At 64.4% G+C, this 21,971-nt stretch carries 17 protein-coding genes; 10 read left to right on the top strand and 7 right to left on the bottom strand.

The genetic code is table 11. The features are described from left to right. Positions 1 to 5 precede the first annotated feature (5 nt). The 6 genes from DOM45_RS03450 (at position 6) to DOM45_RS03420 (ending at position 6,990) form a co-directional block, all read left to right on the top strand. Positions 6 to 1,514 (top strand): tripartite tricarboxylate transporter permease, encoded by a 1,509-nt coding sequence (locus DOM45_RS03450; RefSeq protein ID WP_110598105.1) that lies wholly within the window; start codon positions 6 to 8, stop codon positions 1,512 to 1,514. Continuing rightward, positions 1,514 to 2,266 (top strand): SDR family NAD(P)-dependent oxidoreductase, encoded by a 753-nt coding sequence (locus DOM45_RS03445; RefSeq protein WP_110598104.1) that lies wholly within the window; start codon positions 1,514 to 1,516, stop codon positions 2,264 to 2,266. The genes DOM45_RS03450 and DOM45_RS03445 overlap by 1 nt, the downstream gene beginning before the upstream one ends. Before the next feature lie 79 nt (positions 2,267 to 2,345). Then, positions 2,346 to 3,776, top strand: coding sequence for an MmgE/PrpD family protein (locus DOM45_RS03440; protein WP_110598103.1), 1,431 nt, complete (start codon positions 2,346 to 2,348; stop codon positions 3,774 to 3,776). Between the two features lie 402 nt (positions 3,777 to 4,178). Beyond that, on the top strand, positions 4,179 to 4,508 hold the full coding sequence (locus tag DOM45_RS03435; protein ID WP_110598102.1) for a hypothetical protein: 330 nt from the start codon (positions 4,179 to 4,181) through the stop codon (positions 4,506 to 4,508). A gap of 660 nt (positions 4,509 to 5,168) precedes the next feature. Then, positions 5,169 to 6,119, top strand: a complete 951-nt coding sequence (gene thpD, locus DOM45_RS03425; protein WP_110598100.1) for an ectoine hydroxylase — start codon at positions 5,169 to 5,171, stop codon at positions 6,117 to 6,119. 208 nt (positions 6,120 to 6,327) lie between these two features. Beyond that, positions 6,328 to 6,990, top strand: coding sequence for a fumarylacetoacetate hydrolase family protein (locus tag DOM45_RS03420; protein ID WP_110598210.1), 663 nt, complete (start codon positions 6,328 to 6,330; stop codon positions 6,988 to 6,990). 123 nt (positions 6,991 to 7,113) lie between these two features. On the opposite strand, the gene speA is transcribed toward DOM45_RS03420, so the two are convergent. The 3 genes from speA to DOM45_RS03405 all read right to left on the bottom strand — a co-directional run bounded on the left by speA (position 7,114) and on the right by DOM45_RS03405 (position 10,602). After that, positions 7,114 to 9,024, bottom strand: coding sequence for a biosynthetic arginine decarboxylase (gene speA / locus DOM45_RS03415; RefSeq protein WP_110598099.1), 1,911 nt, complete (start codon positions 9,022 to 9,024; stop codon positions 7,114 to 7,116). A 166-nt stretch (positions 9,025 to 9,190) separates the two neighbouring features. Further along, entirely contained in the window at positions 9,191 to 10,147 is a 957-nt protein-coding gene (locus DOM45_RS03410; protein WP_110598098.1) for a homoserine kinase, read from the bottom strand. 143 nt (positions 10,148 to 10,290) lie between these two features. Then, on the bottom strand, positions 10,291 to 10,602 hold the full coding sequence (locus DOM45_RS03405; RefSeq protein WP_240612278.1) for a DUF2782 domain-containing protein: 312 nt from the start codon (positions 10,600 to 10,602) through the stop codon (positions 10,291 to 10,293). 163 nt (positions 10,603 to 10,765) lie between these two features. Here DOM45_RS03405 and polA point away from each other — a divergent pair, with 163 nt between their 5' ends. The 3 genes from polA to nadA all read left to right on the top strand — a co-directional run bounded on the left by polA (position 10,766) and on the right by nadA (position 16,192). Beyond that, positions 10,766 to 13,561, top strand: a complete 2,796-nt coding sequence (gene polA, locus DOM45_RS03400) for a DNA polymerase I (RefSeq protein WP_110598209.1) — start codon at positions 10,766 to 10,768, stop codon at positions 13,559 to 13,561. A 152-nt stretch (positions 13,562 to 13,713) separates the two neighbouring features. Next, positions 13,714 to 15,129, top strand: a complete 1,416-nt coding sequence (gndA, locus tag DOM45_RS03395) for an NADP-dependent phosphogluconate dehydrogenase (RefSeq protein ID WP_110598096.1) — start codon at positions 13,714 to 13,716, stop codon at positions 15,127 to 15,129. Between the two features lie 13 nt (positions 15,130 to 15,142). Continuing rightward, a complete protein-coding gene (gene nadA, locus DOM45_RS03390; RefSeq protein ID WP_110598095.1) occupies positions 15,143 to 16,192 on the top strand; it encodes a quinolinate synthase NadA in 1,050 nt (349 codons plus the stop codon). Between the two features lie 136 nt (positions 16,193 to 16,328). Here nadA and DOM45_RS03385 read toward each other — a convergent pair whose 3' ends face one another. The 4 genes from DOM45_RS03385 to DOM45_RS03370 form a co-directional block, all read right to left on the bottom strand. Then, positions 16,329 to 17,105 carry a MipA/OmpV family protein gene (locus DOM45_RS03385; RefSeq protein WP_110598094.1) on the bottom strand — a complete coding sequence of 259 codons (777 nt, stop codon included), beginning with the start codon at positions 17,103 to 17,105 and terminating at the stop codon, positions 16,329 to 16,331. A 122-nt stretch (positions 17,106 to 17,227) separates the two neighbouring features. After that, the gene (locus DOM45_RS03380; RefSeq protein ID WP_110598093.1) at positions 17,228 to 17,941 is read right to left on the bottom strand and encodes a sulfite exporter TauE/SafE family protein; all 714 of its coding nucleotides are present in this window, start codon (positions 17,939 to 17,941) and stop codon (positions 17,228 to 17,230) included. 2 nt (positions 17,942 to 17,943) lie between these two features. After that, positions 17,944 to 19,350, bottom strand: a complete 1,407-nt coding sequence (locus tag DOM45_RS03375; protein WP_205909380.1) for an amidohydrolase family protein — start codon at positions 19,348 to 19,350, stop codon at positions 17,944 to 17,946. Between the two features lie 12 nt (positions 19,351 to 19,362). After that, the gene (locus DOM45_RS03370) at positions 19,363 to 20,781 is read right to left on the bottom strand and encodes a uracil-xanthine permease family protein (protein ID WP_110598092.1); all 1,419 of its coding nucleotides are present in this window, start codon (positions 20,779 to 20,781) and stop codon (positions 19,363 to 19,365) included. Between the two features lie 222 nt (positions 20,782 to 21,003). Here DOM45_RS03370 and DOM45_RS19960 point away from each other — a divergent pair, with 222 nt between their 5' ends. Further along, positions 21,004 to 21,909, top strand: coding sequence for a LysR family transcriptional regulator (locus tag DOM45_RS19960; RefSeq protein WP_162302594.1), 906 nt, complete (start codon positions 21,004 to 21,006; stop codon positions 21,907 to 21,909). The last annotated feature ends 62 nt before the right edge of the window (positions 21,910 to 21,971 follow it).

Below are 21,971 nucleotides of genomic sequence, written 5' to 3'. Positions count from 1 at the left end.
CGTTTATGGAACACATACTGACGGGATTTAGCATTCTCATCGATCCGATGTCGCTGGCGGTCATTCTGTTGGGGACTATCGTCGGGGTACTGGTGGGTGCTTTGCCGGGCCTCAGCTCCTCCATGGCGGTGGCGCTGCTGCTGCCATTCACGATCTATCTCGACCCGGTTCCCGCCATCTCGATGCTCGCTGCGCTGTATTGCGCAGGGACCTTCGGCGGCTCGATCACGGCCATTCTCATCAACGCGCCGGGCGCGCCACCGGCGGCGGCGACGGCGTTCGACGGCTATCCCATGGCCCAGCGAGGAGAGGCGGGCCGGGCGCTCGGCATGGCCGCCGTCGCCAGTGTCATCGGTGGGATATTGTCGTTGATCGTGATGGTGCTGGCGGCGCCGGCGCTGGCCCGGATTTCCCACTCTTTCGGGCCGCCGGAATATTTCGCGCTAGCGGTATTCGGCCTCTCGATGTTGGCATCCATCAGCGGCAAGTCTCCGGTCAAGAACCTGATCGGCGGGGCGTTCGGGCTGCTGATCGCGACCGTGGGGGTCGATCTGACCACCGGGGTGGAGCGCTTCACCTTCGGCATCCCCGAACTCTACGAAGGCATCAGCTTCATTCCGATCCTGATCGGCCTATTCGCGATTGCCGAACTGCTATCCCAGGCCAATGTCCGCGACAAGGTACTGGAGCGTATCTCGCTCAATGCCATCAAGTTGCCATCCGTTACCGATTTCAAGCGGGTCTGGCCGACGATTCTTCGCTCATCGGGTATCGGTACCTTCATCGGTATCCTGCCCGCCGAAGGCAGCACCATGGCCGCGATGATCGGCTATAACGAGGCGCGGCGGTGGTCCAAGAACGGCGACAAGTTCGGCACCGGAGAGATAGAAGGGATCGCGGGCCCGGAAGCTGCCAACAACGCCGCCACGGGTGGTTCGATGGTACCGACACTGGCGCTTGGCATTCCCGGCTCGGCCACGGCGGCCGTTATCCTCGGCGGGCTCCAGATTCATGGCATCCGCCCGGGGGCCTATCTGTTCGAGAATCAGCCGGATCTGCTGTACTCGATCTTTGCCGCCATGTTCTTGGCCAACGTCGTGTTTCTGGTATTCGGATTGGTGGGCGCCAGGCTGTTCTCGCGTATTTCCCTGATCCCACGGACTTTCCTGTGGCCGACGGTGTTCGCGCTGTGCGTGGTGGGAGCGTATGGCGTCAACCAAAGCATGGTCGACGTCATGATCATGCTGATCGCAGGCTTCGCTGGCTTCTGGCTCAAGCGCTACGGCTTCGGTGCCGCGCCAATCATCATGGGGGTCGTGCTCGGTTCGTTGGTCGAGAACTCGCTGGCTCAGTCCATGATCATCTTCGATCACGATGCCTGGCGTTTCCTGGATCGTCCGATCGCTATCGGTTTCTTCCTGCTGGCCGCCTTCAGCCTCTTCTATCAGCCTGTTTTCGGTTGGCTGCGACGCTTTCGTCGCCCTCGTTCTGCTGCCAGCAAGGGGGCCAAGTGATGTCTACGGACAGAGCATTGGCGGGCAAGGTCGCCTTGGTGACGGGAGGTAGCCGTAACATCGGCCGAGCGGTGGCGATCGAACTGGCCCGCCAGGGTGCCGATGTCGCGATCGTAGCCAGGGCAGACGGCAAGTCCATGCAGTCGACCTTGGCCGCCATCGAGGCGGCGGGCCAGCAAGCGTTGGGTGTCGCTGCCGATGTGGCAAATCCCGGCTCGATCAGGGCCGCCGTGGCGCAGCTCGATCACCGCTTCGGCAGGCTGGATTGCTTGGTCTGCTGCGCGGCGGTTCGCCCGCACAAGCCCCTCGAACGAATTACGCCGCAAGACTGGCGCGAGGTGATGGGCGTCAATCTCGACGGCGCCTTCTATACCGTTCATGCGGCTTTATCGCTGCTGGGCGAATCCCGCGAGGCTTCGATCATCACCTTCGGTGGACTGAGTGCGCATGTCGGCGCGGCGGAGCGGGCCAACGTCATCGCCTCGAAGATGGGCGTCGTCGGGCTGACGCGGGCGCTGGCGGTGGAACTGGCGGGACGCGGTATCACCGCGAACTGTGTCGTGCCGGGCCAGATCGAGACGCAGCGAGCAGCCGGCTCGCCGCCACCGCACCTCCACGGGGCGAGCGTATCCGCCGCTCGCCTGGGGCGACCTGACGAAGTTGCCTCGACCGTCGGCTTTCTGGCCGGGCCGCAGGCGCGCTACATCACCGGGCAGACCTTCCACCTCAACGGCGGTCGTTACTTCGGCTAGCCCTCTCATGCACCGATTCGCGCGGTCCCTCCCTACGGGGGCCTTCGCGTCTTTCATCATTCGAAGAAAGGAGTCATCCATGTCAGTTGCCAATAACGTATTCGCTAAAATGCCTGAACAAACGCACATCACGGCAGAAGCCGTGGCCTTCATCGAAGGTGTCCGATTCAGTGATATACCCGAGGAGGCGGTGCGCATCGGGACGCGTTGTCTGCTCGACGGGCTGGGGCTCTTCGTGGCGGGTTCCGAAGAGCAGACGGTGCGCCTGCTCGCTGACGAAGCGGAAGATACCCAGGGGCGTGCCGATGCCTACCTGCTCAGCAAGGGCGAGGTCAAGGTGCCAGCGGCAATGGCAGCGCGCGTGATCGGTACGGCCGGACATGCCCATGACTGGGACGACAGCCAGGTTAGCAAGGATCCGGACCATATCTACGGTCTGCTCACTCACCCGACCATTCCATCGCTGACCGCGACCCTGGTAATGAGCCAGAAGCTGGGTGGCGTGACAGGAACTCGCTTCATGGAAGCGTTCCTCACCGGTTTCGAGGTCGAGTGCAAGATTTCCGAATGGATGTTGCCGCAGCACTATATGCGGGGCATGCACTCCAGCGGTACCGTCGGAACCTTCGGTGCTTTCGCCAGTGCTGCCAAGTTGATAGGACTGAGCGGCGACAAGCTACGCCATGGCTTCGGCATCGCCGCCAGCCTGGCCGCCGGTATCCGTTGCAACTTCGGCACTATGACCAAACCGCTCCACGTCGGGCGCGCGTCGGAAAATGGAGTGACCGCGGCGCTGTTGGCGGAGCGGGGCTTCACGGCCGATCCTGATGCGCTCGATGGTCCTTGGGGATTCATGGCCGTACAGGGTGGGGGGGTGAGCGCCGAAAAACTGCAACAGGGTTTCGGCAGGGTCTGGACCATCATCGAACCGGGCGTCTCGATCAAGCCTTATCCTTGCGGCGTGCTGACTCACCCGACCATCGACCTGATGTTGCGGCTTGTCACCGAAGGCGATGTCGCCCCGGACAATATCGAACAGGTCACCGTCCATGCGGGAAGCAACATTCTCAACCCGATTCGTTATCCGGTCGCGGCCAACCACCTGCAGGCCAAGTTCTCGTTGCCGGCCGCTCTGGCCATGATCGCCTTGGACCGTCAGGCCGGTAAGCGTGAGTTCTCGGATGAGTTCGTGGCTTCCCAGGCCATGCAGGATATGCAACGGCGCATTCGTACCGAGTTTGACGCAGAAATCGAGGGCCAGGGCTTCGACAAGATGCGCTCGCGCATCACGATCCAGCTGAAGGACGGCCACGAAATCTCGGGCTGGGCCGATGAGCGCTATCGGGGTGGGCCAGAAAATCCCCTGACCGATGCGGAACTGGAGGGCAAAGTCCGCTCCTGCTGCAATGGCGTACTCTCCCCGGAAGCGCAGGATAATTTGATCCGTACCGCCTGGTCGGTCACCGACTTGCCGGATGCCAGCGCCATTGCCGAGCTGATTCGGGTCTGAGCGACACGCTGAAGTAAGCGGCTTGATGTTCACCCCGTGTGGGGGACGTCAAGCCGTGCTTCGCGTTCGCGCCCTATATCCGCCGGATGGCACCACCGCTCTCATCGCGGTGATCGGCCACGCCGAACGCCATGAGATGGGGTGGTCGCAAGCCTGCTCCCGGTCGCGACCGGCTGCCCGCCGATGCTGTTGACAGCGATGTTGATCGACCGCCTTGCAAGGCATCGTCGCTACCCGCTACCCGCTACCCGCTACCCGTCGCCCTGGCGGAGGGGTGGTGATCGCTTAGCGATGACTCACGCTTTTCGCGCTCCGAGTATGACGCCTTTCAGGCGGCAGCGGAGCGAGGCTCTCTCTACAATCGGGGTTTTCGTCGCGATTCCAGCTCGAAGCGAGAATGCCATGAGAACGCTTGGATGCTTACTGACGGTCATCTGTGTGACGGGCGCGGGGCTGGGCTCGAGTCCTGGCGCCATGGCCAGTGGTAGCGTGGAGGCGAATCCCGAGGCTTCCCTGGCGTGTGCCAATTTCCGCTGTCGCTTCGGGGACGTGTCCAAGGCCGACCCGCCATTGATCGCGGAGCCCTTCGTTTCCTTCTATCGCGACCAGGTCGTCAAGCCGATGCGGCCCTACCACGACTGGGAGCCCACGGCCCGGCAACTGCCGGTATCCCGATCGCCCCGGGTTGACCCTCCCGACGAGACTGCGCGCAGAGTCCCGGAATCGGACTGATCGTCGCGGCGCTCGCTTTTCACGGGCTTATCTCGAGGCGCAGTAAGCGCCTGGACTCCCTGCCGGGTAAAGACGCACCGCTGTCATGCGGCGTTGACCCGCTGCTGCTCGGAACGTCGTTTGCGGTCGCGAGCCAGGGTGATCATCGTGTTCTCCAGATCCGCGGAGTAACACTTGAATGCCATGCAATTGGTACACCGGATCTGTTGTCTCTCGTCGGCTCGCACCGGGAGATGGAACTGGTCGTGGTCGCATATCGAGCAGGTAAGATCGAGCGTGACGCGAATCATGGCGCACCTCTGGAGCGGGTGAAGGTTGGGTCATCGTCGCTTCGTGGGGGTAGTCTGGTGGCTGCGTGTGACGTGGTGATGAATGCCCCGTGGCGTCTTTGCCTCCGCCCGCTGCGGTGGCAGGGTAATTCAGGATTACTTGATTTACGTTATCGAGCGCGTGATCGGTGAGTGTCACCGTGACGTCTCTGGACGAGAGACATCGAGGTTGAAATCCCTCGGCTCTTTTCTAGGATGGTTATCCCACTGAAAGACAACTGAGGATCCTTTGACCCTTTCCTAATCAAGTGTCGTGCGGCGCCTCATTTCGTATAGCGCTTCGCACCTAGGACTGGATCTGAACCCTGATCACAAACTTGGAGGTGATTGGATGTCAGTACAGACCGCATCCCCCAAAAACCGAAACGCCACGTGGACGAAGCAGGATCGCTATCCGACACGCTTGCGCCAGCCGCAGGACGCGCTCTGGCAACAGCGTCAGGAAGACGTCGTCAAGGGGCGCCATCTCGATGGCCCGCTGAACGGCGAGCAACTGGATCGCTTCGAGCGTGACGGTTTCCTGTTCGAACCCAACTTTCTGGGCCAGGCGGAACTCGACGCCCTGCGCGCCGAGCTGGCCTCCATGCTGGATCGTGACGACTTCCGAGACCGGGACTTCTCGATCACGGAACCGCAGAGTCACGAGATTCGCTCGCTGTTCGCCGTCCACCACCTGTCCCGGCGTTTTGCCGAGCTGGCGGAAGACGAGCGTATGGTGGGCCGTGCCCGACAGATCGTCGGTGGCGATGTCTATGTGCATCAGTCGCGGATCAACTACAAGCCCGGCTTCCACGGCAAGGGTTTCAACTGGCACTCGGACTTCGAGACCTGGCACGCCGAAGATGGCATGCCGGAGATGCATGCCGTCAGCGCTTCCATCGTGCTGACGGACAACCATCATTTCAACGGCCCGTTGATGCTGATCCCTGGCTCGCACAAGGTATTCGTGCACTGCCTCGGTGAAACGCCGGATGACAACCACAAGCAGTCGTTGAAACAGCAGGAGCTCGGGGTACCGAGCAACGATGCGCTGCGTGAGTTGATCAAGGCGCGTGGTATCGAGGCGCCGACCGGTGCCGCTGGCGGGTTGCTGCTTTTCGACTGCAACACGCTGCACGGCTCCAATGCCAACATGTCACCGGATCCGCGCAGCAATGCGTTCTTCGTCTACAACCGTCGCGACAACGCCTGTGTCCAGCCGTTCGGCGCCAGGAAACAGCGGCCCTCGTTCCTGGCCCACCAGCCGGACGAAGTGTGGACGCCGCAGCAGGGTACCCACTGAAGCAGTGGTGATCGCCGTCCCGTGGCCTCGAGCTTTTCGCTCAATACCCAGGCCCGGGCTGGCGTGATGCCAATAAGCCGCCGTTGGAGGTAGACTCGATGAGTTGCCGCCAGCGGCGGCTTCTTGTGTCTGGAGGTTGCCGTTTCGACGCGAACGTCGAGTCGTCGAACGGTCGGTCACGTTCATCGTCATGACTTTGGAGTTCGACATGCCTTTTACCACCCGATTCGTCGACGGTCTCGAGACCGGCCTGCCGCTGGGCAAGATTCTCTGCGTGGGGCGCAACTACGCGGAACACGCCAAGGAGCTCAACAACCCGGTTCCCACCTCGCCGATCCTGTTCATCAAGCCCCCGACCAGTGCCGTCGAACTGGAAGAGCCGATCGAGAGACAGTTCAGCCACGGCGAGGTGCATTTCGAGACCGAACTGGCGCTGCTGATCGGTAAACGCCTGAGTCAAGTCAGCGCGGAAGAGGCAATGAGCGGCGTGGCCGGGGTCGGCTTGGCGCTGGATCTGACATTGCGCGACGTGCAGTCGCGGCTCAAGGAAAAGGGGCACCCCTGGGAGCGGGCCAAGGCCTTCGACGGCGCCTGCCCGATCTCGCGTTTCGTACCGGTGGAGGGCGAGATCGACTGGGGCGCGATCACGTTCCATCTCGATATCAACGGCGAGCGCCAGCAGAGCGGCAGGACCAGCGACATGCTGTTCGACATGCCGGCGTTGATCGAAGAGATGACCCGGACCTTCACTCTCGAGCCGGGCGACGTGATCCTGACCGGCACGCCTTCCGGCGTCGGCCAGCTCCCGCGCGATGCCGTTCTCGGGCTATCGCTGTCGCTGGGCCTGGATGTGGGCACGCGTACGCGATAAGGCCATCACGGGCTACGGGCTACGGGCTACGGGCTACGGGCTACGGGCTACGGGCTACGAAGAGCGCCAGCGGNNCCGCTGGCGCTCTTCTCTTGCCGGAGACCATCTTGCTCTCGCGGCCCGTCACTCCAGATAGGTATAGCCGCTGAGACCTTCCGATAGCTCGCTCACGAACAGCTCGCGCTCCTCGACGGTGAGCGGGCTGGCGATCAGTTGCTCGGTGAGTTTCCGCTTGAGCGCCTCGGCATCGAAGTTGACGTAGCCGAGCACGTCCGCGACCGCGTCGCCCTGCTGGACGTGCGATAGCCGCCACTCGCCGTTGGCATCCAGCGCCACGTCCACCGAGTCGGTATCGCCGAACAGGTTGTGCAGGTCGCCGAGGATCTCCTGATAGGCGCCGACCAGGAACAGGCCGAGCAGCTTGTCGTCGTCGTCGTCCCACTCGGGCAGCGGCAGGGTGGTCTCGAGCCCCTGGCCGTCGACGTAGAGATCGATGCGGCCATCGGAGTCACAGGTGATGTCCTGGATCACGCCACGACGTGTCGGCTCGCGATCCAGGCCGGTCAACGGCAGCACCGGGAACACCTGGTCGATCCCCCAGACATCCGGCAGCGACTGGAACAGCGAGAAGTTGGCGAACAGCTTGTCGGCGAGTTTCTCGGCTAGCTCGTCGGCGATCTCCCGGTGGGCGCGGTTGCGGCTGTCGAGGCGCTGATGGAGGCGCTGACAGGCGGCGAAGTAGACCGACTCCCCCTCGGCCCGGGCCTGCATATTGGCCAGCCCCAGCACGAAGCGATCCTGTAGTTCCCCCACCGCCTGGACCACGTCGTGATAGGCCTCGACCAGATCCCGCGGCTCGCGCATGCCTTCGAGGCGGTCATAGACGCGCCACAGTTCGGCAACATGGGCGTCGCCCTCGACCCGGCGCTCCGGCTCGATGTGTCCTAGCCGCTCCTCGCCGATCACGTTGGTGACCAGCACCGCGTGGTGCGCGGTCAGCGCCCGGCCGGATTCGGAGATCAACTGGGGGTGCGGCAGGTTGTGGGTTTCGCAGATCTGGCGGAAGGCCCACACCACGTTGGTGGCGTACTCCTGCATCGAGTAGTTGATCGAGCAGAAGCTCTGGGAGCGGGTGCCCTCGTAGTCCACGCCGAGGCCGCCGCCGACATCGACCGTGTCGATCGGCGCGCCAAGTTCGCGCAGGCTGTGATAGAACCGGGCGCACTCGCGCAGGCCGCGCTGGATATCGCGAATGTTGGCGATCTGCGAGCCGAGGTGGAAGTGCACCAGCTGCAGGCTGTCCAGCGCGCCCGCGTCTCGGACCCGTTCGGTGATCGCCAGCAACTGGCTGGCGGTGAGGCCGAACTTGGACTTCTCGCCGCCGGTATCCTGCCACTTGCCTTTGCCGACGGAGGAGAGCCGGGCGCGCAGGCCGATACGCGGCTTGACCTTGAGCTTCTCGGCCTCTTCCAGGATCAGGCTCAACTCGGAGTATTTCTCGACCACCAGGTAGACCTTGTGGCCGAGCTTTTCCCCCATCAGCGCCAGGCGGATGTACTCGCGATCCTTGTAGCCGTTGCAGACGATCAGCGACGAGCCCTCGTCGCCGGACAGCGCCAGTACCGCCATCAGCTCCGGCTTGCTGCCCGCTTCCAGGCCGACCCGACCATGGCCACGCTCCTGGGTGGCGAGAATCTCCTCGACCACGCGCCGCTGCTGGTTGACCTTGATCGGATAGACCGCGGTATAGCTGCTCTGGTAATCCTCCTCCTTCATCGCCCGGTCGAAGGCCATGCAGAGCTGCTCGACGCGGTCGTGGAGGATGTCGATGAATCTCACCAGCACCGGCAAACGCAACCCGGCCTCGCGCAGGCGATCGACCAGCGCGTCGAGTACCAGCGTCGGCCCGGGGGTTTCGCTGCCCAGCGGCCGGACCAGCGTGCGGCCCTGGTCGTCGACATCGAAATAGCCGCTGCCCCATTGATCGATGTTGTAGGTACGGCGGGCCTTGGCGGCGGGGGAAGAATGCTTCATGACGCTCTCCGATCGACCGGCGGTGGACACCCGGCGTAAACGATGACGGTGGGCCGGGAACGCATTTTCGCGCGCATTATGACGATCACGACCCCCGATGTCAGGGAAAAGCTAGTCGAAAGTCGCCATAGGTGCAGTGGTTGACGTCGTACGTCCGTCCGGCAGCTCAGGCGATGGCGTCGGGGAGTTCGGGGGGCGCGGCCTCGAGCCGTCTGCCCAGCAGCGTGCGGAAGCGCGCCGGGTCATGGGGCGTGATGTCGTGGGCCGGCGGATCGACATGGATCACCAGCAGCCGCGACAGCCAGTAGCGCAGTGCCGTCATCCGCAGCATGGTCGGCCACAGTTCGCGCTCGCTGTCGGAGAGCGGTCGATGTTTCAGGTAAGGGGCCAGAATCGCGTCATGGCGCGCGACGTTCAGGCTGCCATCGGCGTCACTGGCCCAGTCGTTGATCACGATCGCCAGATCGAACAGCAGCTCCCCGGTGCAGCCGTTGTAGAAGTCGATGATGCCGCCGAGCCGGTCGCCCTCGTAGAGCGTGTTGTCGCGGAACAGGTCGCCATGGATGGCGCCGCGTGGCAGCTCGACGCCGCCGAAGGCGTTGGCGTAATCGGCTATCTCGCGACGCATCAGGGCCTGATCGTCGTCGGACAGAAACGGCAGCACCTCGCGATGGCGCCGTGTCAACCAGTCGAGGTCGCGCGGATTGGTGCGCTGGCCGGTGAAACGCTGCGAGGCCTGGTGCATCAGGCCCAGAGCATCGCCGAGTGCGGCACACTGGGCCAGGTTCGGGGCGCTGGGGTGGCTGCCCGGCATGCGCGGGAACAGCAGGGCGGGCCGGCCGGCCAGGCGCTGCAGGGCGACACCGTCGCGATCGTGGACCGGCCCCGGCACCGGCAACTGCTGCGCGGCCAGATAGTCCAGCAGATCGACGAAGAACGGCAGATCTTCGAACTCCCCCTGCTCGAACAGCGTCAGCACCCACTCGCCCTGGTCGGTGGTGACGAAGAAGGTGCTGTTCTCGGTACCGTGCGGCACGCCCTTGAGCGTCTGCAGGCGGCCGACGGTGTAGCGTTCGAGGAAATCGGCGACCTGTTCGTCGCTCAAGGGAGTGAATACGGCCATGGGGTCTCGGTCGTCAGGGTAAAAAAGCCAGCGCGCATTGTAGCGGCTCGCGGAGCGCTCTCCTACCGGCTATCGGGCACCGGCCGGTGATCGTGCCGAGCCGCGGGCACCTCGGACCGAAACGCCGCGGTTCGTTGCCGGCATCACTCCTGTCCGACCCACGCCGGTACCGCAACGCTGGGTGCCTCGATGCGGGTGAAGTCGCCATCGCCGTTGTCGTCGTAGAGGAAGTAGGGCTTGCCGCTGGCGGGCACGATGCGGATCGCGTAGAGCTTGCCGTTGACGCGGTACTCGTCGATCGTGCGCTGGCCGTCCTGCTGCGATGTGATGCTGGGCTGCTCCGCGGGCTGTGCCAGCGCCGGCAGCGCCGATCCGGCGATCAGCAGTGCCATCAGCAGGCTCGCCAGTGGTGCCGTCGTTCGCGATCCTGAGGTCATTCGCGGCCATCGTGACATGGCGGACTCCTTCGCGGGTCTTGGAGCACAGGCTCCCGGGGATACGGATGAACCCAGTGTATCGCTTTCCACCCCACTGGCGCAGGGGGGCGAACGCCCTGACGTCGAGCCAAGGCTTGCGTATCATGAGTCCATCGAAAGCCAGCCACGGATCATGCAGCTCATGGCAGATGCCCCCATCGTTCTCGTCGACGGATCGTCCTATCTCTATCGCGCCTTTCACGCGCTGCCGCCACTTTCCACGTCCGATGGGCAGCCCACTGGCGCCGTTCGCGGCGTGCTGGCGATGCTCAAGAGCCTGATCAAGCAGTATCCGCAGAGCCCCATGGCGGTGGTGTTCGATGCCAAGGGCAAGACCTTCCGCGACGAGATCTTCGCCGAGTACAAGGCGCACCGGCCACCGATGCCGGACGACCTGCGCCCGCAGGTCGAGCCGCTGCACGACTGCGTCCGGGCGCTCGGCCTGCCGCTGCTGTGCATCGAGGGCGTGGAGGCGGACGACGTCATCGGCACGCTGGCGCGGCTGGCGACGGATCGTGGTCGCGATGCGGTGATCTCCACCGGCGACAAGGATATGGCCCAGCTGGTCAACCAGCACATCACGCTGGTCAACACCATGAAGGGCGAGACCCTCGACGTCGCCGGGGTGGAGGCCAAGTTCGGCATCCCGCCCGAGCTGATCATCGACTACCTGGCGCTGATGGGCGACAAGGTCGACAACATCCCGGGGGTGCCCGGGGTCGGCGAGAAGACCGCGCTGGGGCTGCTCCAGGGCATCGGGGGTGGTCTGGACGCGATCTACGCCGATCTCGAGCGCGTCACCACGCTGAACTTCCGCGGCGCCAAGACCATGCCGAAGAAGCTGGAAGAGAATCGTGAGCAGGCCTACCTCTCCTACGAGCTGGCCACGATCAAGACCGACTGCGAGTTGCCGGTCGGGCTCGACGACCTGCATCTGGCCGAGCCGGATCGCGAGGCGCTGAAGTCGCTCTATCAGCGGCTCGAGTTCAAGAACTGGCTGACCGAGCTGCTCGAGGGCAAGGACGAAGGCGTCGATGACGTCCAGAGCGGCAGCCGGGCGAAGCTCGGCGAGGCGGCCAGTGGCGAGATCGAGGAAGACGCCGCGCTTGCCACCTCCAGCCGGGAAGACGAAACGGTGCTGACCCAGGCCGCCTTCGACAGCTGGCTCGAGCGGCTGAAGGCCAGCGAGACGTTCTGTTTCGATCTCGAGACCACCAGCCTCAACTACATGGAAGCCGCGATCGTCGGTATCGGCCTGGCGCTGGAGCCGGGTAAAGCGGCCTACATTCCCGTTGGCCACGACTATCTCGATGCGCCCGCGCAGCTCGAACGCGACGGCGTGCTGGCGGCGCTCAAACCGCTGCTGGAGGATCCGAAGATCGGCAAGATCGGCCAGAACCTCAAGTACGATATCTCGGTGCTGGCGAACTACGAGATTCGCGTCGCTGGCGCATTGGACGACACCATGCTCGAGTCCTACGTGCTCAACTCCACGGCGACACGCCACGACATGGACTCGCTGGCGCTCAAATATCTCGGCGAGAAGACCATCAGTTTCGAACAGATTGCCGGCAAGGGGGCCAAGCAGCTCACCTTCAACCAGATCGCCCTCGAAGAAGCCGTGCCCTACGCCTGTGAAGACGTCGACATCACCCTGCGCCTGCATCGCGAACTGCGTCCGAAGGTGGAAGATGCCGGCCGCCTCGCCGAGGTGCTGGATACCCTCGAGCGGCCGCTGATTCCGGTGCTGTCGCACATGGAGCGCAACGGCGTGGCGCTGGATGCCACGCGCCTGCACACCCAGAGCCAGGCGCTCGAGGGGCGGATTCGCGAACTGGAGACCGAGGCCTTCGAACTCGCTGGCCGGGAGTTCAACCTGGGCTCGCCCAAGCAGCTCGCCGAGATCCTGTTCGAGGAGCAGAAGATCCCGGTGATCAAGAAGACCCCCAAGGGCGCGCCGAGTACCGCCGAGGCGGTACTCGAGGAGCTGGCGCTGGACTATCCGCTGCCCAAGCTGATCATGGCCCATCGCGGCATGACCAAGCTCAAGTCGACCTACACCGACAAGCTGCCGCGGCTGGTCAACCCGGCGACCAACCGGCTGCATACCAGCTACCATCAGGCCGTCACCGCCACCGGGCGGCTCTCCTCCTCCGACCCCAACCTGCAGAACATCCCGATTCGTACCGAGGAGGGCCGCAAGATCCGCCAGGCGTTCGTCGCCCGCGATGGCTATCGGATCGTCGCCGCCGACTACTCGCAGATCGAGCTGCGGATCATGGCGCACCTCTCCGATGACAAGGGTCTACTCGATGCCTTCGCCAACGACCGCGACATCCACGCCGCCACCGCCGCCGAGGTCTTCGGCGTGGCGCTGGAGAAGGTCACCGCGGATCAGCGGCGCAGCGCCAAGGCGATCAACTTCGGCCTGATCTACGGCATGAGTGCCTGGGGGCTCTCCCGGCAGCTGCATATCGAGGCCAAGCAGGCCAAGGTCTACATCGATCGCTACTTCGACCGCTACCCGGGCGTGGCCAGGTTCATGGACAATATTCGCGCCCAGGCCGGCGAGGATGGCTTCGTCGAGACCGTGTTCGGCCGCCGGCTCTACCTGCCGGAGATCAAGGCCCAGAATCACGCCCGCCGCCAGGCCGCCGAGCGCACCGCGATCAACGCGCCGATGCAGGGCACCGCGGCGGACATCATCAAGCTCGCCATGATCGACGTGCACCACTGGCTCAACCCGGCCCAGGGCCAGGCCGAGTTCGACGCCTGGATGGTGATGCAGGTGCATGACGAACTGGTGTTCGAGGTCGAGCAGAGTCAGGTCGACGACTTCCTCGTCGCGATCCGGGGCCGGATGCAGAATGCGGCCGAACTCAATGTCCCGCTGATCGTCGACGCCAATAGTGGGGTGAACTGGGACGAAGCCCACTAGGTGAGCACATGAATGCACGTCTTCAGCGCTTCCCACTTCGCAGCGTGAAATCGGAAAATCATAGGCGATTCGGATGATTCGCCTCTGTGGCTTACACTACTGTCATCGTTATCGCCGCGTGACGGCTTTATTTTCGCAAGGAGCACAAGGTAATGGCCAAACAGCAAATCGGTGTCGTCGGCATGGCCGTCATGGGTCGGAATCTGGCGCTCAACATCGAAAGCCGCGACTACACGGTATCGATCTTCAACCGCTCGCGAGAGAAGACCGATGAAGTGATGCAGGAGAACCCCGACAGCAAGCTGGTCCCGTTCTACAGCGTCGAGGAGTTCGTGGCGTCGCTGGAGACCCCGCGTCGCATCCTGCTGATGGTCAAGGCCGGCGATGCCACCGACAAGACGATCGCTTCGCTGACGCCGCATCTCGACCAGGGCGATATCCTGATCGACGGCGGCAATACCCCGTTCGAGGACACCATCCGCCGCAACAAGGAGCTCTCCGAGGCGGGCTTCAACTTCATCGGCACCGGCGTCTCCGGTGGCGAGGAGGGGGCGCTGAAAGGGCCGTCGATCATGCCGGGTGGGCAGAAGGAAGCCTACGACATGGTGGCGCCGATCCTCGAGAAGATCGCCGCGCGTGCCGACGACGGCGAGCCCTGCGTGGCCTATGTCGGTCCGGATGGCGCCGGCCACTACGTCAAGATGGTCCACAACGGCATCGAATATGGCGACATGCAGCTGATCGCCGAGGCCTACGCGATCCTCAAGGGCTCGCTGGGGCTCTCCAACGCCGAACTGGCCGACGTGTTCAGTGAGTGGAACGAAGGCGAGCTCGACAGCTACCTGATCGATATCACCGCCAAGATCTTCACCAAGCGGGATGACCAGAGCGATCACGACGTGGTCGATATCATTCTCGACTCGGCGGGGCAGAAGGGCACCGGCAAGTGGACCAGCAAGAGCGCGCTGGATCTCGGCGTGCCGCTGCCGCTGATCACCGAATCGGTCTTCGCGCGCTTCATCTCGGCGCTGAAAGAGGAGCGTGTGGCAGCGTCCAAGGTGCTCAAGGGCCCCGAGGAGACGCCGCTCGAAGGTGACAGGCAGGAGTTCATCGAGAAGGTGCGCAAGGCGCTCTTCTTCAGCAAGATCGCCTCCTACGCCCAGGGCTTCGCCCAGATGCGCGCCGCCTCCGAGGATCATGGCTGGGACCTGAACTACGGTGAAGTGGCCAAGCTGTTCCGCGCCGGCTGCATCATCCGCGCGCGCTTCCTGCAGAAGATCACCGATGCCTATCAGGAGAATCCTGAGCTCAAGAACCTGCTGATGGCGCCGTACTTCGGCGATATCGCCGGCAACTATCAGCAGGCGCTGCGGGACGTGATCGCTCATGCCGTGCAGAACGGTATCCCGGTGCCGACCTTCTCCTCGGCGATCGCCTACTACGACAGCTACCGCAGCGAGAAACTGCCGGCCAACCTGATTCAGGCCCAGCGCGACTTCTTCGGCGCTCACACCTACAAGCGTGTCGATCGCGAAGGGACCTTCCACACCGAGTGGCTGCAGGACTGACGGAGACGAAGCGATGGCGGAGCGGGAGCGGGAACGCGTTCGCGAGCATCTGGCGGGCCAGGCGCAGCCGGTGCTCGATGAAGAGGCCAGAGCGCACTACCGGGCGCGTATCGTGGCGCAGTTGAAGGCGCGTAACGCGGTGCTGGTCGCGCACTACTACACCGACCCCGAGATCCAGGCGCTGGCGGAGGCGACCGGTGGCTGCGTCGCCGACTCGCTGGAGATGGCCCGCTTCGGCAAGGATCACCCGGCGACCACGCTGATCGTCGCCGGGGTGCGCTTCATGGGCGAGACCGCCAAGATCCTGAGCCCCGAGAAGCGGGTGTTCATGCCCACGCTGGAGGCGACCTGCTCGCTGGACATCGGCTGTCCGGCGGACACCTTCTCCGCCTTCTGCGACCAGCATCCGGAGCGCACCGTGGTGGTCTACGCCAACACCTCGGCGGCGGTGAAGGCGCGTGCCGACTGGGTGGTGACCTCGTCGATCGCGGTGGAACTGATCGATCACCTCGACCGGCAGGGCGAAAAGATCCTGTGGGCGCCGGATCGCCATCTGGGCAACTATGTGCGGGAGAGAACCGGGGCCGACGTGCTCTGCTGGGAGGGAGAGTGCATCGTCCACGATGAGTTCAAGGCCAAGGGGATTCTTGATCTCAAGGCGCTGCATCCGCAGGCCGCGGTGCTCGTGCACCCGGAATCACCGGCCTCGGTGGTGGAGATCGCCGATGTGGTCGGCTCCACCTCGCAGCTGATCGGTGCGGCCCAGAAGCTCGACAACCCCAGCTTCATCGTCGCCACCGATCGCGGCATCTTTTACAAGATGCAGCAGCTGATGCCGGACAGGACCTTCATGGCTGCGCCTACGGCGGGCAATGGCGCCACCTGCAGAAGCTGCGCCAACTGCCCGTGGATGGCGATGAACGGCCTCGAGAACACCCTGGCGGTGCTGGAAGACGCCAACGGTTGTGGCCAGGAGATTCACGTCGATCCCGAGATCGCACGCCAGGCGCTGATACCGCTGAATCGCATGCTGGAATTCGGTGCCGAGTTGAAGCGTCGCTAGGCTGGGTACGAGAACGGACGTCGCTCGCCGACTTTTGGCACCAACCCCAGCGCTGTCCGTGGAAAGACGAAAACGCCCGCTCCGGTCATCCGGGGCGGGCGTTTTTGCCGATGGGCGGCGCACGCCCCTGGCGATGTCAGAAGTGGTAGTTGATGAAGGCCCCCGCGCGCCACTGGGTGGCGTCGCCGAGGTCGTCGACGATCGGGCTATCCTCGGCGTCGCCGGTCAGGCGCGAGACGCCGACCAGGCCGGTGACGGACCACTGCCGGGTGAGGTAGTAGCTGAGTGAGGCATCGCCGCCAATGGCGAAGTAGCCGTTATCCGGGTCATACGCCTTGATACCGGAGCGTGCGCTCTCGCGGTTCGAGACGCCGAACATCTCCTCGGTCCAGTCGGCACTGGTGTACTCGAAACGTGGCCCGATGGTGAAGGCCATGCGCTCGCCGAGCTTGGTGACATACGTCGCCTTGAACTTGACCCGATAGCCATCGATATCACCGCTGAAGGGCGTCTCGGCGGCGGCACTGTAGCGCCAGGCGTCATCGAGGTAGCTGACGCGCAGCCCGGCGGTAGCGCCACCATCGACCTGGTCGAGATCATCGATATCGCCGGTGTCGTCGCGGCCGAAGGTGTAGCCGATGAAGGGCGCGACCCGCCAGTTGTCCTGCCTGATCACGTTCCAGCCGATGCCGTCTGTCACGCTGACGAAGAACGTATCGCCATAGGTGGCGTCCAGCGACGGCCAGGCATTCCATTCGTAGTCGTCGCTACCCAGGTAGTCCGGGCTGTAGATCGCTCCGGCGCCGACGGTACCTTCCCATTCGGGCTGGGCGGCGAGGGCCGCCGAGCTGACGGCGACACTGCTCGCGGCGAGCGCCAGCTGCCAGGCGAGCTTCTTCTTTGCATCGAACATGTCATTCATCCTTGAAGCGTGTCTCGGTATGTGGCGAAAAACATACGGCAGGCTCGAGGAAAAGGCCAGTTCATACATCCTGGGGCGACCGGGGAAGAGAATCCCGCAGCCAGGCATTCGTCTCAGAACGGGATCATCAGTACCAGGCCGGAAATGAGCGCGAACAGCAGTACGCCCTGTCTTAGCCGGGAGGCGTCGAGTCGCTGATGCAGCAGGCGGCTGGCGACGCTCCCGAGCAGCAGCGGCGGCAGCAGTGCCAGTGCCCATAGCCACTGGACCATCTCGAGCTGGCCGGCTACCGCCAGGCTCAGAAGCGAGATGAGCTCGCCGAGCAGAAAGCAGGCCGCGATGGTGGCTCGCAACTCCGGCCCTGGCCGATGCTGGTAGAGCAGTGCCAGCGGTGGGCCGCCCACGCCGGTAGCGGTCTCGGTCACGCCGGTGATGGTGCCCACGGTCATGCAACTGCCGCGTCGGGGCGAGAAGGCCGGCGCCCACCAGGCAACGAGAACGGCGACGACGGTGGAGAGGCCGATCAGGAGATTGAGTCCGCCACGGCTCATGACGAGCAGGACACCGAGCCCCGCCAGCGTGCCCGGCAGACGCCCCAGCGTGATCCACCCGGCGCCGCGCCAGTCGATCGACCGCCGTTCCCGCAGAGCGACGAACAGGTTGAGCGGCAGCATCAGCATCAGCAGCGCAGTGGGCATCAGCTCCGGGTGGCTCAGGCCAAGTATCGGAGCGACGATCAGCGCGAATCCGATACCGATGGCGCCCTGAACGAAGGCCGCCAGCGCCGTTGCCAGCGCCAGTACCAGATAGAGTACGATATCGCTCATGGTTACCGAGGCCCGAAACGGGACCGGTGTTCGCTGGCGACAGGGTGAATGCGCTGGATAGGCGCGCGGGCGACGGCGCCGTCGGCGATCTCGTCGATCTCCCGCAGCATGGCCCTGGCGTCCCAGTCGACCGGCCATCCTTTCCACAGCCTGAGTCGCCCCTGCGTGAATACCGCCTCGATCTGATCGCGATTGCCGTAGCGCACCAGTTCCCACGGCAGATCCCATGACGGGGTGAGCTCCGGCACCTCGAGATCCACCAGCAGAAAGTCGGCCGCCAGGCCCGGCGCAATATCGCCCGTGAGGCTGCCGAGGCCGACGGCATCGGCGGCCCGGTGGGTCGCGCTATCGAGCCAGAGCCAGCCGCCGCCACAGGAACTGTCGCCGTGAGCGATGCCGGCGGTCAGCCGCTGGCTGGTCTCGGCGGCATCCATGAGCCGGAAGGCATCGCTGCGTGTGCCGTCCGTGCCCAGGCCAAAGCGGATACCGAGGGCGGCCATCTGCAGCGCCGGCGCCACGGCGTTGCCTTTCCAACTGCTGGCGACCGGGTTGAAGGCGACCGCCGTATCGGTGTCTTTCAGCCGGTTGAGTTCATGTGGCGTGACCAGGGTGGCGTGGGCGATCAGCGTTTGCGGCCCCAGGGCGCCTGCCGCGTCGAGATGCCCGAGGGGCCGCTCGCCGCGACTGACCAGCGACCGTTCGACGGCTTGCAGGTGTTCGTTGACGTGGGTCTGAAAGATGCGACCGCTCTCCCGGCATAGCTGGGCCACGTCGTGCAGCATCGTGTCGCTGGCGGCTTCGGGAATCGAGATCGCCAGCGACGGAGTGATCAGCGGGTCGTGCTCCCAGCGCGCCAGATGGCGTTCGGCCCGGTGCAGAATCGCGGCGGCTTCGGCTTCCTGCCCACGATCGTTGCAGATGGCGCCGAGAACACAGCGGAGTCCGGCCTGGTGGGCCGCGGCGGCAATGACGTCCAGCGCCGCCGTGGCCCGCGTTCCGGCATCGACGGCGGTGGTGAATCCGCCGCGCAGCGCCTCCAGTGCCGCCAGTTTGGCGGAGAGGTGAAGCGCGCGTTCGTCCAGACTGCCTTCCAGCGGCACCCAGACGCGCTTGAAGATCTCGGAGGGCTCGCCGAACACCAGCGACTTGCCCAGCGACTGGGTCAGATGGTGATGGGTGTCGATGAAACCCGGCATCAGGAGTTTGCCCGGCAGGGGAATCGCTTCCAGCGCCGGGTGGCGAGAAATCAGCGCGGCGGCCTGGTCGATCTCGGCGAAACGCCCGTCGACGACCAGCACGCCCTTGTCGCTCGAGACCTCGCCTGCCATGAGCAGCTTCTCGGGGAGCAGCAGCAGCGTGTCGGCGGCCAGGGCCGAGGGTGACAGGGCGTCGTCTGCGTTTGGGGTCATGAAGGTTTCCATTCAGCGCTCACGAGATGGCTCGGTGGCTCCGGTGTGGTGAAAGAGCAGATTCACCAGAACGGCCGTCACGGTGCCCATCGCCAGGCCATTGCCCAGCACGATCTGTAGCGAAGCGGGGAAGGCACTGTAGAAGTCGGGCACCAGGATCGGCAGCAGGCCCATCGCGAGCCCGGCCGCCAGGGTGAAGAGATTGCCCTGGCGATCGAAGTCGACCCGGCGCAGCAGGTTGACGCCCATGACGCCGATCACGGCGAACACGATGACGGCGGTGCCGGCCACGACGGCATTGGGCAACGTCGCCGCCAGCCGCCCCAGCGGGGCAAACAGTGCCAGCAGTATCAGCAGCGTGCCGGTCACCGCGGTGACATAGCGTGAGCGGACGCCGGTCGTCCTGACGATGCCGATGTTCTCGCCGCTGGTGATGATCAGCGACGTGCCCAGGCAACCGCCCAGCAATGAGCCCACCGCATCGGCGCGGATATTGCGCGGCACCAGAAGCCGGGCATCGCCGCGCTTGCCGACGATATCGGCGGTGGCAAGGGTCTGCCCCGTGGCTTCGGTCATGGCGATCACGCTGAAGATGATCAGCGGTAGCGAGGCGAAGAGGTCGAAATGCGGCATGCCGAAGGGAAACGGCGTCGGCAGGGCGATCAGTGGCCCGTCCATGATCGGCATGAAGTGCATCTCGCCGGCGACCGCCGCGACGAGGACTCCCACGACCAGCCCCAGCATGACCGAGATACGCTGCCAGGCACCGGAGAGCAGGCGGGCGAACAGCACGATGCCGCCCATCGTTGCCAGCGCCAGCAGGATCTGCAGCGGCGCGGCGTAGTCGTCGCTTCCCGGCCTGCCGATGATCAGGCTGCCGAAAATCCGGATCAGATTGACCGCAACCAGCAGCAGCATGGTGCCGATGACGATCGGCGGAAAGAAGCGCAGCAGCCGGCTGAAGAAGGGTAGGACGAGAAAGTAGCAGAGGGCGGTCAGGATCACCGCGCCGACGGCGGTCTGAATATCGGTTGTCTGGGCGATGGTGAGAAAGATCACGATCGGCGCGCCGCCCGGCACCTGGACGAAGGGCAGCCGGGCACCGATACCCAACGGGCCGAAGGTTTGCAGCAGGGTACCGACCCCGCAGGCGAGGAAGGTCGCGCTCATCAGGGCCGTAGCGGTTTCGGTCGAGAAATCCAGCGCCTGGCTGATCAGGAACACGGCGGTGATCGGCGCTGCTGCCATGACCAGCAGATGCTGAAGGCCATAGAGCAGCAGGGCGCCCGGCGAGAGACGTTCGTCGACGGGGTCAACGCCGGACGCCCGGGACCGGGGATCGCCGCCCCGCCCGACGTCGTCGAAACTGGCGTCACGGTTGAACTTCGAGTCGTTGACGATTTTGGAATCGCTGTCGGTCCTGGCATTCATGACGGGCTTCCGGTTGTTATTGGCATGGGGTCCCGCTTGCGCGCTTGTTCGCCGTCTGGAACGACTCGGCTCGCACCCGTTACTGGCCGGCTTCGCTCCGGTGCGAGCCTTGGCGGTGGTCGTAAGCTAACGAGATTTGGATGTACGATTCCATCATTGATTTTCGTGCATACCGTTCTCTTTTCGGCAACAGTAACCATTTGGACGAGGGTGAACATTCTCATGCAGCTGCTACAGACATCGCTCCGCTATTTCGAAGAGGTGGCCCGGCAAGGTTCCCTGCGCAAGGCCGCCGAGCGGCTGCATGTGGCGGCTTCCGCCGTGAATCGCCAGATTCTCAAGCTGGAGGCCGAACTGGGCGTGCCGCTGTTCGAACGGCTGCCGCGGGGGCTGCGCCTGTCCGCCGCCGGGGAGCTGCTGCTCTACCAGACTCGCCAGTGGCAGCGCGACGAACGCCATCTGCTGGAAATCCTGGGCAATATCCGCGGCGCCGGGACCGCCGAGATTCGCCTGGCGACGGTGGAGTCACTCACCGACCAGCTGCTGCCCACGCTGCTGGAATCCTTCAGCCAGCGCTTTCGCGCCCTGCGGCTGGTGCTCGAGACCGGCATGACCGAGTCGATCCTGGAGCAGGTACAGATCGGCGATGCCGATATCGGGATCTGTATCAATCCCCCGCCGACCCGTAAGGTTCGCTTCGTCCAGCGCGTCAATCTCGAATTCGGCGTCGTCGTTGCGCCGACGCATCCGCTGGCCGAGCAGGCGGCGGTCAAGTTGCGCGACTGCCGCGCCTATCGGCTGGTCGCGCCGAGCGGAGAGATGTTCCGCGGATCGACGCTTGAAAAGCTGCTGGCCAACTCGCCCTATGCCCTGCCGCCGGTGGCCTCTTGCAATCGCATTCTGACGATCAAGTCACTGGTGCGGGCCGGGCTCGGCATCGCCTTTCTCAACCGGCTGGATGTGGCGCGCGAACTGGCCCAGGGCGAGCTGGTGTTCCGTTCGCTGAGCGACAGACGGCTGCACGCCCAGCTGGCGCTTTGTGTCGCTGCCGACCGCAGCCTGCCGCCGGCGGGGGAGGTGCTGCTGGAGCACTTGCGTGTGGCGCTGGCAGCCGTGGACGAAAGCTGAGCGCCGATCTCTTGCCCAATCCTCTGCGATCGCCGCGGAATGCTCCTGAACCAATCGCCAGG

Origin of the sequence: Salinicola lusitanus (genome assembly GCF_003206045.1) — a bacterium.
In the GTDB taxonomy this organism is placed as follows: Bacteria; Pseudomonadota; Gammaproteobacteria; order Pseudomonadales; family Halomonadaceae; genus Salinicola; species Salinicola lusitanus.
This window is presented reverse-complemented; position numbering and strand designations above follow the sequence as displayed.